Origin of the sequence: Streptomyces sp. NPDC059695, from assembly GCF_042733785.1 — a bacterium.
In the GTDB taxonomy this organism is placed as follows: Bacteria; Actinomycetota; Actinomycetes; order Streptomycetales; family Streptomycetaceae; genus Streptomyces.
Window position 1 is genome coordinate 144,494 of sequence record NZ_JBHWFF010000005.1, and the last position, 13,192, is coordinate 157,685.

Genomic DNA, 13,192 nt, shown 5'->3' on the forward strand with positions numbered 1-13,192 from the left:
GCCCCCGCCCACGGCGGCCCCCCCGGCCGCGGACGAGGCGGGCGCGGGGCGGCCCGGGTCAGCGGGCCAGGTAGCCGCCGTCCACCGGGAGGACCGCGCCCGTCACGAACGACGCCTCCTCCGACGCCAGGAACAGGATCGCCGCCGCCACCTCCTCCGGCGTGCCGAAGCGCCCCATCGGGTGGCCGCGGGCGACCTCCGCCAGGTACGCCGGCCCGCCGGGCTCCACGCGCGCGGCGGCGACGCGTTCGGTCTCGATGGTCCCGGGGGCGACCGCGTTGACGCGGATGCCGTGCTCCGCCCACTCCACCGCCAGGTGCTTCGTCAGACCGGTCGCGACGAATTTCGCCGGCCCGTACACCGCCTGCCTCGCCTGGCCCGCCACGCCCGAGATCGACGAGGTGCACACGATGGCCCCGCCGCCCGAGACGAGCATGGCCTCGATCGCGTACTTGCAGGTCAGGAACATGCCCCGGCCGTCGACGGCCATCACCCGGTCGAAGTCCGAGCCCTCCGCCTCGGTGACGGAGAGCAGCGGGATCACGCCCGCGTTCGCCACCAGGACGTCCAGCCGTCCGAAGCGCTCCACCGCCGTGGTGATCATCCGCCGGGCGTCCTCCTCGCGGGAGACGTCGCCGACCACCGGGATCACCCCCGTGAGCGTGGCGAGGCGGTCCCCGTCCACGTCCGCGGCGACCACCACGGCCCCTTCCCGGAGGAAGCGCTCCGCCGTCGCCCGCCCGATGCCGCTCGCCGCGCCGGTGATCACGCACACCCGGTCCGCCAGCCGTCCTGAAGTGTCCTGAGCCATGCCCGGCCAACGAGCGTGCCCGCCCTGAGTGTCGGTGCCCGCCAGTAGGGTGGGGAGCATGGCCGACCCCTCCAGCTACCGCCCCAAGCCGGGGCAGATCCCCGACTCCCCGGGGGTCTACAAGTTCCGCGACGAGCACCGCCGGGTGATCTACGTCGGGAAGGCGAAATCCCTGCGCCAGCGGCTGGCGAACTACTTCCAGCCGCTCGCGAGCCTGCACCCGCGCACGGCCACCATGGTGACGACGGCCGCCTCGGTGGAGTGGACCGTGGTGTCCACGGAGGTCGAGGCGCTGCAGCTGGAGTACTCCTGGATCAAGGAGTTCGACCCCCGGTTCAACGTCAAGTACCGGGACGACAAGAGCTACCCGTACCTCGCGGTGACGATGAACGAGGAGTTCCCCCGCGTCCAGGTCATGCGCGGGCACAAGAAGAAGGGCGTGCGCTACTTCGGGCCGTACGCGCACGCGTGGGCGATCCGCGAGACCGTCGACCTGATGCTGCGGGTCTTCCCGGTGCGGACGTGCTCGGCGGGCGTCTTCCGGAACGCCGCCTCGGCCGGCCGTCCCTGCCTCCTCGGCTACATCGGCAAGTGCTCCGCGCCCTGCGTCGCCCGGGTCACGCCCGAGGAGCACCGCGAACTGGCGGACGACTTCTGCGACTTCATGGCCGGCCGCACCGGTACGTACATCCGCCGCCTCGAGAAGCAGATGATGATCGCGGCCGAGGACATGGAGTACGAGAAGGCAGCCCGGCTCCGCGACGACATAGAGGCCCTGCGCCGGGCCATGGAGAAGAACGCGGTCGTCCTCGCCGACGCCACCGACGCCGACCTGATCGCCCTCGCCGAGGACGAGCTGGAGGCCGCCGTCCAGATCTTCCACGTGCGCGGCGGACGCGTCCGGGGCCAGCGCGGCTGGGTCACGGACAAGGTCGAGGCCGTCGACACGGCGGGGCTCGTGGAGCACGCGCTCCAGCAGCTGTACGGCGAGGAGCGCGGCGACGCGGTCCCCAAGGAGGTCCTGGTCCCGGCGCTGCCCGAGGACGCGGAGTCCGTCTCGGCCTGGCTCTCCGGCCGCCGCGGCTCCCTCGTCTCGCTGCGCGTCCCGCAGCGCGGCGACAAGAAGGACCTGATGGAGACCGTCGCGCGCAACGCCCAGCAGGCGCTCGTGCTGCACAAGACCAAGCGCGCCAGCGACCTCACCACCCGCTCCCGGGCCCTGGAGGAGATCGCCGAGGCACTGGACCTGGACTCGGCGCCGCTGCGGATCGAGTGCTTCGACATCTCGCACCTCCAGGGCGAGGACGTCGTCGCCTCGATGGTCGTCTTCGAGGACGGGCTGCCCCGCAAGAGCGAGTACCGCCGCTTCCAGATCAAGGGCTTCGAGGGCCAGGACGACGTCCGGTCCATGCACGAGGTGATCAGCCGGCGCTTCAGGCGCTACCTCGCCGAGAAGGACCGTACGGGGGAGTGGGGTGCCCTCGCGGAGGGCGAGGCCCCGCCCGGCGCAGAGGGCCCGGCCGGCCGTGACGTCCCCGCCGGCGGCGAGGTCCCCGCCGAGGACGCGCAGGACGACGGGCGGCCCCGGCGCTTCGCCTACCCGCCGCAGCTCGTCGTCGTCGACGGCGGGCAGCCGCAGGTCGCCGCGGCCCGCCGCGCCCTCGACGAGCTCGGCATCGACGACGTCGCGGTCTGCGGCCTCGCCAAGCGCCTGGAGGAGGTCTGGCTGCCCGGCGACGACGACCCCGTGGTGCTGCCCCGCTCCAGCGAGGGTCTCTATCTGCTCCAGCGGGTACGTGACACGGCTCACGACTTCGCCATCCGCTATCAGCGCTCCAAGCGGACCAAACGCCTCCGGACCAGCCCGCTCGACGCCGTCCCCGGCCTCGGGGAGTCGCGCAAACAGGCTTTGATCAAGCATTTCGGCTCGGTGAAGCGGCTGAAGCAGGCGACAATCGAGCAGATCTGTGAGGTCCCCGGCTTCGGCCGGAAGACCGCGGAGGCGGTCGCCGTGGCCCTGGCCCGGGCGGCCCCCGCCGCACCCGCCGTGAACACGGCCACAGGAGAGATCATGGAAGACGACGGGGGCACCACCGCATGAGCGAGCGCGACACGCACCACCCGCACGACCGAGAAGACGGAGCAGGACACGTGAGTACGGGCACGAAGGAGACCCCCGGCGACAACGGCGCCGAGGCGGCCATTCCCGAACTGGTGATCATCTCCGGCATGTCCGGAGCCGGCCGGTCCACCGCGGCGAAGTGTCTGGAGGACCTCGGCTGGTTCGTCGTGGACAACCTGCCGCCCGCGCTGATCCCCACCATGGTGGAGCTCGGCGCCCGTTCCCAGGGCAACGTCGCCCGGATCGCGGTCGTCGTCGACGTCCGCGGCCGGCAGTTCTTCGACAACCTCAGGGAGTCCCTCGCCGACCTGGACGCCAAGCAGGTCACCCGCCGGATCGTCTTCCTGGAGTCCTCCGACGAGGCCCTGGTCCGGCGCTTCGAGTCGGTCCGCAGGCCGCACCCCCTCCAGGGCGACGGCCGCATCACCGACGGCATCGCCGCCGAGCGCGACCTGCTGCGCGAGCTGCGCGGCGACGCCGACCTGGTGATCGACACCTCCAGCCTCAACGTCCACGAGCTGCGCGCCAAGATGGACGCCCAGTTCGCCGGCGACGAGGAGCCCGAGCTCCGGGCCACCGTGATGTCCTTCGGCTTCAAGTACGGCCTGCCGGTCGACGCCGACCTGGTCGTCGACATGCGCTTCCTGCCGAACCCGCACTGGGTCCCCGAGCTGCGCCCCTTCACCGGCCTCAACGAGGAGGTGTCGAACTACGTCTACAACCAGCCCGGCGCCAAGGAGTTCCTCGACCGGTACACCGAGCTCCTTCAGCTGATCGCCGCCGGCTACCGCCGCGAGGGCAAGCGGTACGTGACCATCGCCGTGGGCTGCACGGGCGGCAAGCACCGCTCCGTCGCCACCGCCGAGCGCCTCGCCGCCCGCCTCGCCTCCGAAGGGGTCGAGACCGTCGTCGTCCACCGGGACATGGGGCGCGAGTGAAGCCGTCCCGTCGGCGTGCCTCCACCCTCACGGTGCGGCGTACGCTCCGCAGGCGCGGCGCCCAGCCCAAGGTGGTCGCGCTGGGCGGCGGCATGGGCCTGTCGGCCTCCCTCGCCGCGCTCCGCCGGATCACCGGCGACCTCACCGCCGTCGTCACCGTCGCCGACGACGGGGGCTCCAGCGGCCGGCTCCGGGAGGAGCTCGGCGTGCTGCCCCCGGGCGACCTGCGCAAGGCGCTCGCCGCGCTCTGCGGCGACGACGACTGGGGCCAGACCTGGGCCCGGGTGATCCAGCACCGCTTCCAGTCCAAGGGCGAGATCAACGGCCACGCCGTCGGCAACCTGCTGATCGTCGCCCTCTGGGAGCAGCTCGGCGACCCCGTCCAGGCCCTCGACCTCGTCGGCCGGCTGCTCGGCGCCCAGGGCCGGGTGCTGCCCATGTCCGCCGTGCCCCTGGAGCTCCAGGCGCTGGTCAGGGGCCACGACCCGGAGCGGCCGGACGACGTGGACACCGTGCGCGGCCAGGCGACCGTGGCGCTCACGCCCGGCGAGGTGCAGTCCGTGCACCTCGTGCCGCCGGACCCGCCGGCGGTGCCCGAGGCGGTCGCCGCGGTCCTGGACGCGGACTGGGTGGTGCTCGGTCCCGGCTCCTGGTTCTCCTCGGTGATCCCGCACCTTCTCGTCCCCGAGCTCCTCGACGCCCTGGCCGAGACGAAGGCCCGGAAGGTGCTCTCGCTGAACCTCGCGCCGCAGCCCGGAGAAACAGAGGGCTTCTCCCCGCAGCGTCATTTGGAGGTTTTGGGACGACACGCCCCTAAACTCGCCCTGGACGTGGTGCTGGCCGACGAGGCCGCCGTGCCCGACGTGTCAGCGAGGGAGCCCCTCGTCGATGCCGCCAAGCGGCTCGGCGCCGCGGTCGAGCTGGCGCCGGTGGCCCGCCCCGACGGCTCCGCCAAGCATGACCCGGAGCTGTTGGCCGCCGCGTACGACCGTATTTTTCGGATGCATGGAAGGATCGGCCCATGGCGATGACGGCAGCGGTGAAGGACGAGATCTCCCGGCTTCCCGTCACCCGGACCTGCTGCAGGAAGGCAGAGGTCTCGTCGATCCTGCGGTTCGCGGGCGGGCTGCACCTGGTGAGCGGCCGCATCGTGATCGAGGCGGAGCTCGACACCGCGATGGCGGCCCGCCGCCTGAAGCGGGACATCCTGGAGATCTTCGGGCACAGCTCGGAGCTGATCGTGATGGCCCCCGGCGGTCTGCGGCGCGGCTCGCGCTTCGTGGTGCGGGTGGTGGCGGGCGGCGACCAGCTGGCCCGGCAGACGGGTCTCGTGGACGGCCGCGGCCGTCCCATCCGGGGCCTCCCCCCGCAGGTGGTCTCCGGCGCGACGTGTGACGCCGAGGCGGCGTGGCGCGGCGCGTTCCTCGCGCACGGCTCGCTGACCGAGCCCGGCCGCTCCTCCTCCCTGGAGGTGACCTGCCCGGGTCCGGAGGCGGCCCTCGCGCTGGTCGGCGCGGCCCGGCGCCTCTCCATCGGGGCGAAGGCCCGTGAGGTTCGGGGCGTGGACCGGGTCGTCGTCCGCGACGGCGACGCCATCGGCGCCCTGCTGACCCGGCTCGGCGCGCACGAGTCGGTGCTCGCCTGGGAGGAGCGGCGGATGCGGCGCGAGGTCCGCGCCACCGCCAACCGCCTGGCCAACTTCGACGACGCCAACCTGCGCCGCTCGGCCCGCGCCGCGGTCGCCGCCGGGGCCCGGGTGCAGCGCGCCCTGGAGATCCTGGGCGAGGAGGTGCCCGAGCACCTCGCCGCCGCCGGGCGGCTCCGCATGGAGCACAAGCAGGCCTCCCTGGAGGAGCTGGGCGCGCTCGCCGACCCGCCGCTGACCAAGGACGCGGTGGCCGGCCGGATCCGCCGGCTGCTCGCCATGGCCGACAAGCGGGCGCAGGACCTGGGGATCCCCGGGACCGAGTCCAACCTGACGGAGGAGCTCGACGACAGCCTCGTCGGCTGAGCCCGTCGGGGAGATTCGTACGGAAGAGTGAACTCCGGGCTGCCGGTGCCTTTCTGAGGCACCGGCAGCTTTTCCGTACGCCCGCGAGGCACCCTTGACAGGCCCATGAGCGCCCAAGAGCCTGGCGTCTGTTCACCTTCGTGACAGACAACAGCAAGGGGGGCTCATGAGACGCAGAGCGAGATCGATCCTCGCCGCGGCTTCACTGCTGATCGCCGGAGTGGCGGCGGCACCCGTCGCCGGAGCGCAGACGAACGACCGGGACGGCGACGGCCTCTCCGTGTGGCGCGCCGAGGTCACCAAGGAGCAGGTCCCGCTGCTCCTCGACGCCGGTGCCGACGCCCACGAGCTCACCGAGCAGGTCCCGGCGAAGGGCTCGGCGACGGTCGAGCTCTTCCTCACCGGCCGGCAGGCCGGGCAGCTGCGCGGCCAGGGCGTCCGCATCGCCGAGCACACCATCGGCGCCCAGGCCGAGAAGCGGGTCGCCGCGGCCGGGGACGGCGTCTTCCGCCCGTACGGCGGCCCGAACGGCCTCAAGCAGGAGATCCTGGACACCGCGCGGGCCCACCCCGGGCTGACCAAGGTCGTCTCCATCGGCAAGACCCTCAAGGGCCAGGACATCCTCGCGCTCAAGCTGACCAGGGGCGCCCAGCGCGCCGAGGACGGCTCGAAGCCCGCCACGCTGTACATGTCCAACCAGCACGCGCGCGAGTGGATCACCCCGGAGATGACCCGGCGGCTGATGCACTACTACCTCGACCAGTACGGCAAGGACGAGCGGATCACCCGCATCGTCGACTCCACCGAGCTGTGGTTCGTGCTCTCCGCCAACCCGGACGGCTACGACTACACCCACGCCGACCCCGCCCACCGGCAGTGGCGGAAGAACCTCCGCGACAACGACGGCGACGGGAGGATCGGCTCCGGCGACGGAGTCGACCTGAACCGCAACTTCGCCTACAAGTGGGGGTACGACAACGAGGGCTCGTCCCCCGACCCGGCGGACGAGACCTTCCGCGGCAAGGCCGCCATGTCGGAGCCCGAGACCAGGGCCCTGGACGCCTTCCAGAAGCGCATCGGCTTCGCGTACGGCGTCAACTACCACTCGGCCGCCCAGCTCCTGCTGTACGGCGTGGGCTGGCAGGTCGCCACCGACACCCCCGACGACGTGGCCCTCAGGGCCCTCGCCGGCACCCCGCAGAAGTCCGCCGTGCCCGGCTACCGGCCGCAGGTCTCCTCGGAGCTGTACATCACCAACGGCGAGGCGGACGGACACGCCGCCAACGTCAACGGGATGCAGATGTTCACCCCGGAGATGTCGACCTGTGCCACCGCCTCCCGCGTCGACCCGAACGACGTCTGGAACCCGGGCGACTGCGCCTCCGTCTTCACCTTCCCGGACGACGAGAAGCTGATCCAGGCCGAGTTCGCGAAGAACATCCCCTTCGCGCTCGCCGTCGCCGAGACCTCCGCCCACCCGGACCGGCCCGTCTCCCCGGTCGGCATCGACGCCCCCGACCTCACCCCGAAGACCTTCGCCACCTCCTACGCCCGCGGCGAGGAGCAGGAGGTCGCCGTCACCGCCCGCAGGTCGCTGCGCGCCAAGACCCTGAAGTACCGGATCAACGGCGGCCGCACCCACAGCGAGGCGCTGGAGGCCTGGAAGGGCGGCGAGACCTACGGCGGCGACGACAACCTCTACTTCGACGAGTACCGCGCCGAGGTCGAGGACGCCCGTCCCGGCGACTCCGTCGAGGTCTGGTTCACCGCCCGCACCCGGGAGGGCCGGGCCACCGCCTCCGCCCCCTTCACGTACAAGGTGGCCGAGCGCCCGCGCGGCGACGTGCTCGTCCTCGCCGACGAGGGCGGCAGCACCGCCGCCCGGCACGCCGCCGCGTACGTGAAGGCGCTCGCCGACAACAAGCGCGGGGCGGCGGTCTGGGACGTCGCCACCCAGGGCGCCCCGGACGCCCTCGGCGTGCTCTCCCACTTCCGCACCGTCGTCTGGTACACCGGCGCCGAGCGCCCCTCCGGAGCCGCCCAGCTCGCCGTGCGCGCCTACCTCAACGAGGGCGGCAAGCTCGTCAACGCCGGTGAGAAGTCCGGCGGGCTCACCGAGGTCGGCCTCGCCGAGACCAACGACTTCGCCCAGTACTACCTCGGCGCCTACCACCGCGCGGGCCTCAAGAACCCGCCCGCCTTCGCCGGCACGGGCGCCTTCGCCGGCGTCGGCGCGAAGCTCGCCGCCGCCGACGGCAACCCGCTCGACAACGCGGGCGCCTACACCGTCACCTCGGACACCCTGAAGCCGAAGGACTTCCCGCAGTTCGCGAGCAGCGCCTCCGCCGGCGACTACCCGGGCGTCCGCACCCCGTTCGAACCCGCGGAGGGCTCGACGTTCGCGGCCGTCAAGCACGCCGACGACACCTGGGCCCGGCTCGCCAGGACCGTCGACCTCACCGGCGTCGCCGCCGCCTCGGGGCCGCGCCTGGACTTCCAGGTCAGCTACAACACCGAGCCCGGCTACGACAACCTCGTCGTCGAGGCCCACACCGTCGGACAGGACGACTGGACCACCCTGCCCGACACCAACGGCGGGACCTCCACCGAGCCGCCCGCCGACTGCGGCGAGGGCTTCTACGTCCGCGGCCACCCCTTCCTCGCCCACTACCTCACCATCGGCGAGGACGGCTGTGCGCCCAGCGGCACCACCGGCTCCTGGAACGCCTTCACCGGCCCCTCCAACGGCTGGCGGCAGGCCTCCGTCGACCTGAGCGCCTGGGCCGGCAAGAAGGTCGAGCTCGCGATCTCGTACGTCTCCGACCCCGGTACGGGTGAGATGGGCGCGTTCGTCGACGACACCCGGCTCGTCACCGGGACCACCACCGAGTCCGAGGGCTTCGAGACCTCCCTCGGCGCCTGGTCCACCCCGGGCGCCCCGGCCGGCAGCCCCGGCAACGCCTCCGACTGGACGCGCTCCGGAGCGCTCTTCCACTCCCAGGCCGCGGTCACCACGCGCGACACCGTCCTCCTCGGTTTCGGCCTGGAGCACGTGCCCGGAACGGCGGAGCGCGCCCGGGTCCTCGGCCGCGCCCTCGCGGTGCTCCGGCGCTGACGGAGCGTAGTGGGGACAAAGGTCCCACGGCGGCCCGTACCCGTTGGTAGGTACGGGCCGTCGGCCGTTCTCCCTCACTTTCCGGGCTCGTACGGCTGCGCGGGATGTCACCGGCGGGCGGGTGGGGAGGTAGGGTCGTAAGCGGTCGGGGACATCCCAAAAAACAAAAATCTCGCCGGCGTCGATACACCGGCGTTCCTAACGAGGAGATCGGTTCGTGACGATCCGCGTAGGCATCAACGGCTTTGGCCGCATCGGCCGGAACTACTTCCGCGCGCTCCTTGAGCAGGGTGCTGACATCGAGATCGTGGCTGTCAACGACCTGGGTGACACCGCGACCACCGCACACCTGCTGAAGTACGACACCATCCTGGGTCGCCTCAAGGCCGAGGTGACCCACACCGCCGACACCATCACCGTCGACGGTCACACCATCAAGGTGCTGTCCGAGCGCGACCCGGCCGACATCCCCTGGGGCGACCTGGGCGTCGACATCGTCATCGAGTCGACCGGCATCTTCACCAAGAAGGCCGACGCCGCGAAGCACCTCGCCGGCGGCGCCAAGAAGGTCCTCATCTCGGCTCCGGCCTCCGACGAGGACATCACCATCGTCATGGGCGTCAACCAGGACAAGTACGACCCGGCGCAGCACGACGTCATCTCCAACGCCTCCTGCACCACCAACTGTGTCGCGCCGATGGCCAAGGTCCTCGACGAGAACTTCGGCATCGTCAAGGGCCTCATGACGACGGTCCACGCGTACACCAACGACCAGCGCATCCTGGACTTCCCGCACAAGGACCTGCGCCGCGCCCGCGCCGCCGCGGAGAACATCATCCCGACCACGACGGGCGCCGCCAAGGCCACCGCCCTGGTCCTGCCGCAGCTCAAGGGCAAGCTCGACGGCATCGCGATGCGCGTCCCCGTCCCGACCGGCTCCGCCACGGACCTGGTCGTCACCCTCGACCGCGAGGTCACCAAGGACGAGGTCAACGCCGCGTTCAAGAAGGCCGCCGACGACGGCGACCTCAAGGGCATCCTGTTCTACACCGAGGACCCGATCGTCTCCTCGGACATCGTCAGCGACCCGGCGTCCTGCACCTTCGACGCCTCCCTGACGATGGTCCAGGACGGCAGCACGGTCAAGATCCTCGGCTGGTACGACAACGAGTGGGGCTACTCCAACCGTCTCGTCGACCTCACCGTCTTCGTCGGCGGCCGGCTCTAAGCTTCAGGGCAGGTTTTCGATGGGAGCAGGGCTCGGGCAGCGCGACGATGCGCTGTGCGAGCCCTGTTTGTGTGCTCCACCGCGTACCAAGGAGTCTGTTAACAGATGAAGACGATCGACGAGCTTCTCGAAGAGGGCGTCGCAGGCAAGCGCGTGTTCGTGCGTGCCGACCTCAACGTGCCGCTCGACGGCACCACCATCACCGACGACGGCCGCATCCGCGCCGTCGTCCCCACGGTCGAGGCGCTCTCCCGCGCCGGCGCCCGTGTCGTGGTCGCCTCCCACCTGGGCCGCCCCAAGGGCGCCCCGGACCCGGCGTTCTCGCTCGCCCCGGCCGCCGCCCGCCTCGGTGAACTGCTCGGCGCCGACGTGGCCTTCGCGACCGACACGGTCGGCGAGTCCGCGCGGACGACCGTCGAGGGCCTCGCCGACGGCCAGGTGGCCGTCATCGAGAACCTCCGCTTCAACGCGGGCGAGACCTCGAAGGACGACGCCGAGCGCGGCGCCTTCGCGGACGCCCTGGCCTCCCTCGCCGACCTGTACGTCGGCGACGGCTTCGGCGCCGTGCACCGCAAGCACGCCTCGGTCTTCGACCTCCCGGCGCGCCTCCCGCACGCCGCCGGCTACCTCATCGCCACCGAGGTCGGCGTCCTGAGGAAGCTCACGGACGACGTCCGTCGGCCGTACGTCGTCGCCCTCGGCGGCGCGAAGGTCTCCGACAAGCTCGGCGTGATCGACCACCTCCTGGAGAAGGCCGACCGCATCCTCATCGGCGGCGGCATGGCGTACACCTTCCTCAAGGCCCAGGGCCACGAGGTCGGCATCTCGCTGCTCCAGGAGGACCAGATCCCGGCGGTCCTGGACTACCTGAAGCGCGCCGACGAGCGCGGCGTGGAGTTCGTGCTCCCCGTCGACGTGCTGGTCGCGTCCGAGTTCCCGGACCTGAGGACCAAGGCTCCGGCCAACCCCTCCACGGTCGCCGCGGACGCCATCCCGGCGGACCAGGAGGGCCTGGACATCGGCCCGGAGACCCGTAAGCTCTACGCCTCGAAGCTCGCCGACGCCGGCACCGTCTTCTGGAACGGTCCGATGGGCGTCTTCGAGCACCCCGACTACGCCGAGGGCACCAAGGCCGTCGCCCAGGCGCTCGTCGACTCCCCGGCCTTCACGGTGGTCGGCGGTGGCGACTCCGCCGCGGCCGTCCGCATCCTGGGCTTCGACGAATCGGCATTCGGACACATCTCGACCGGCGGCGGCGCCTCCCTCGAATACCTCGAGGGCAAGAAGCTCCCCGGCCTCGTCGCACTGGAGGACTGACCCCTTTATGAGCACGCGTACCCCGCTGATGGCGGGCAACTGGAAGATGAACCTCAACCACCTGGAGGCCATCGCCCACGTCCAGAAGCTCGCCTTCGCCCTGACCGACAAGGACTACGACGCCTGTGAGGTCGCGGTCCTGGTCCCCTTCACCGACCTGCGGTCCGTCCAGACCCTGATCGACGGCGACAAGCTCAAGATCAAGTACGGCGCCCAGGACATCTCGGCGCACGACTCCGGTGCCTACACCGGCGAGATCTCGGGCCTGATGCTCTCCAAGCTGAAGTGCGCCTACGTCGCCGTCGGCCACTCCGAGCGACGCCAGTACCACGCCGAGAACGACGAGGTCTGCAACGCCAAGGTGAAGGCCGCCTTCAAGCACGGCGTGACCCCGATCCTCTGCGTCGGCGAGGGCCTGGACGTCCGCAAGGCGGGCGACCAGGTCGCGTACACCCTGGCCCAGCTCGACGGCGGCCTGAAGGACGTCCCGGCCGAGCAGGCCGAGACGATCGTGATCGCGTACGAGCCGGTGTGGGCCATCGGCACCGGCGAGGTCGCCACCCCCGAGGACGCCCAGGAGGTCTGCGGGGCGATCCGCGGCCGCCTCGCCGAGCTGTACTCGCAGGAGCTGGCCGACAAGGTCCGCATCCAGTACGGCGGCTCCGTCAAGGCCGGCAACGTCGCCGCGATCATGGCGCAGCCGGACGTCGACGGCGCCCTGGTGGGCGGCGCGGCGCTGGACGCCGACGAGTTCGTCAAGATCGCGCGCTTCCGCGACCAGTGAGTATGCGGTAGCGGAGTTACGTCGTACCCTTGCGGGGGTCGGGCAGGTGCCCGGCCCCCGTCCGTATAAGTCCGAGGAAGTTGGTCCAGCCGTGGTTATGGGGTTCTCGATCGCCCTGATCGTCTTCAGCGCGCTGCTGATGCTGCTCGTGCTGATGCACAAGGGAAAGGGCGGCGGCCTCTCCGACATGTTCGGAGGCGGCATGCAGTCCTCCGTCGGCGGCTCCTCGGTCGCCGAGCGGAACCTGGACCGGATCACGGTCGTGGTCGGTCTGCTCTGGTTCGCCTGCATTGTGGTGCTCGGTCTGCTGATGAAGTTGGACGGGTAACTCCAATCACTGGACGCGCGTTGGGCCTTACGTAGACTGGGGCATCTTCGAGCACCATCACGCAGGGAGTTACGACCGTGGCAAGTGGCAACGCGATCCGGGGAAGCCGGGTCGGAGCGGGGCCGATGGGCGAGGCCGAGCGAGGCGAATCGGCGCCGCGCGCCCGTATCTCGTTCTGGTGCTCGAACGGGCACGAGACGCAGCCGAGCTTCGCCAGCGACGCGGCGATCCCGGACACCTGGGACTGCCCGCGCTGCGGCTTCCCGGCAGGTCAGGACCGGGACAACCCGCCGGACCCGCCGCGCACGGAGCCGTACAAGACCCACCTCGCCTATGTGCGTGAGCGGCGCAGCGACGCCGACGGCGAGGCGATCCTCGCCGAGGCGCTCGCCAAGCTGCGGGGCGAGATCTGAAGCCTGGTGTGACGGTGTGACGAACGGGGGGGGGGGGGGCCGCGGCTGGGGGGGGGGCAGGCGCGGGGGGGGGGGGGGGGGGGAGGTGGGGGGGCCGCCCGCGGACGGGGGGGGGTGAGACGGAG

The 13,192-nt window shown here is 71.6% G+C and carries 11 protein-coding genes; 10 read left to right on the forward strand and 1 reads right to left on the reverse strand.

Going from position 1 to position 13,192, the window contains the following annotated elements:
- Window positions 1-58: 58 nt before the first annotated feature.
- Window positions 59-811 carry an SDR family NAD(P)-dependent oxidoreductase gene (locus tag ACFV2S_RS08580; RefSeq protein WP_385555491.1) on the reverse strand — a complete coding sequence of 251 codons (753 nt, stop codon included), beginning with the start codon at window positions 809-811 and terminating at the stop codon, window positions 59-61.
- A gap of 58 nt (window positions 812-869) precedes the next feature.
- On the opposite strand from ACFV2S_RS08580, the gene uvrC reads away from it, so the two are divergent.
- From uvrC to ACFV2S_RS08630, 10 genes are all read left to right on the forward strand, one after another.
- A complete protein-coding gene (gene uvrC / locus ACFV2S_RS08585; protein ID WP_385555493.1) occupies window positions 870-2,912 on the forward strand; it encodes an excinuclease ABC subunit UvrC in 2,043 nt (680 codons plus the stop codon).
- Window positions 2,909-3,871: an RNase adapter RapZ gene (gene rapZ / locus ACFV2S_RS08590; protein WP_385555495.1), complete on the forward strand. Its 963-nt coding sequence runs from the start codon at window positions 2,909-2,911 to the stop codon at window positions 3,869-3,871. The genes uvrC and rapZ overlap by 4 nt, the downstream gene beginning before the upstream one ends.
- Window positions 3,868-4,902, forward strand: a complete 1,035-nt coding sequence (yvcK, locus tag ACFV2S_RS08595) for a uridine diphosphate-N-acetylglucosamine-binding protein YvcK (protein WP_385555496.1) — start codon at window positions 3,868-3,870, stop codon at window positions 4,900-4,902. Before rapZ ends, yvcK begins: the two co-directional genes overlap by 4 nt.
- Window positions 4,893-5,882, forward strand: a complete 990-nt coding sequence (whiA, locus tag ACFV2S_RS08600) for a DNA-binding protein WhiA (protein ID WP_073806627.1) — start codon at window positions 4,893-4,895, stop codon at window positions 5,880-5,882. Before yvcK ends, whiA begins: the two co-directional genes overlap by 10 nt.
- A gap of 166 nt (window positions 5,883-6,048) precedes the next feature.
- Complete coding sequence (locus tag ACFV2S_RS08605; RefSeq protein ID WP_385555497.1) at window positions 6,049-8,997, forward strand: M14 family zinc carboxypeptidase; 2,949 nt, start codon at window positions 6,049-6,051, stop codon at window positions 8,995-8,997.
- Between the two features lie 217 nt (window positions 8,998-9,214).
- Window positions 9,215-10,225, forward strand: a complete 1,011-nt coding sequence (gap, locus tag ACFV2S_RS08610; RefSeq protein WP_383797181.1) for a type I glyceraldehyde-3-phosphate dehydrogenase — start codon at window positions 9,215-9,217, stop codon at window positions 10,223-10,225.
- A 105-nt stretch (window positions 10,226-10,330) separates the two neighbouring features.
- A complete protein-coding gene (locus ACFV2S_RS08615) occupies window positions 10,331-11,542 on the forward strand; it encodes a phosphoglycerate kinase (protein ID WP_385555498.1) in 1,212 nt (403 codons plus the stop codon).
- Window positions 11,543-11,549: 7 nt separating this feature from the next.
- Window positions 11,550-12,326: a triose-phosphate isomerase gene (gene tpiA, locus ACFV2S_RS08620; protein ID WP_383797179.1), complete on the forward strand. Its 777-nt coding sequence runs from the start codon at window positions 11,550-11,552 to the stop codon at window positions 12,324-12,326.
- Between the two features lie 97 nt (window positions 12,327-12,423).
- Window positions 12,424-12,654, forward strand: coding sequence for a preprotein translocase subunit SecG (gene secG, locus ACFV2S_RS08625; protein ID WP_030205174.1), 231 nt, complete (start codon window positions 12,424-12,426; stop codon window positions 12,652-12,654).
- A 77-nt stretch (window positions 12,655-12,731) separates the two neighbouring features.
- Window positions 12,732-13,067 (forward strand): RNA polymerase-binding protein RbpA, encoded by a 336-nt coding sequence (locus tag ACFV2S_RS08630; RefSeq protein WP_329856510.1) that lies wholly within the window; start codon window positions 12,732-12,734, stop codon window positions 13,065-13,067.
- Window positions 13,068-13,192: the final 125 nt, after the last annotated feature.

What these genes read in the sequence shown, in the direction of transcription:
- ACFV2S_RS08580 (WP_385555491.1), bottom strand. Translation starts at nt 811, where the DNA reads ATGGCTCAGGACACTTCAGGACGGCTGGCGGACCGGGTGTGCGTGATC.
- uvrC (WP_385555493.1), top strand. Translation starts at nt 870, where the DNA reads ATGGCCGACCCCTCCAGCTACCGCCCCAAGCCGGGGCAGATCCCCGAC.
- rapZ (WP_385555495.1), top strand. Translation starts at nt 2,909, where the DNA reads ATGAGCGAGCGCGACACGCACCACCCGCACGACCGAGAAGACGGAGCA.
- whiA (WP_073806627.1), top strand. Translation starts at nt 4,893, where the DNA reads ATGGCGATGACGGCAGCGGTGAAGGACGAGATCTCCCGGCTTCCCGTC.
- ACFV2S_RS08605 (WP_385555497.1), top strand. Translation starts at nt 6,049, where the DNA reads ATGAGACGCAGAGCGAGATCGATCCTCGCCGCGGCTTCACTGCTGATC.
- ACFV2S_RS08615 (WP_385555498.1), top strand. Translation starts at nt 10,331, where the DNA reads ATGAAGACGATCGACGAGCTTCTCGAAGAGGGCGTCGCAGGCAAGCGC.
- tpiA (WP_383797179.1), top strand. Translation starts at nt 11,550, where the DNA reads ATGAGCACGCGTACCCCGCTGATGGCGGGCAACTGGAAGATGAACCTC.
- secG (WP_030205174.1), top strand. Translation starts at nt 12,424, where the DNA reads ATGGGGTTCTCGATCGCCCTGATCGTCTTCAGCGCGCTGCTGATGCTG.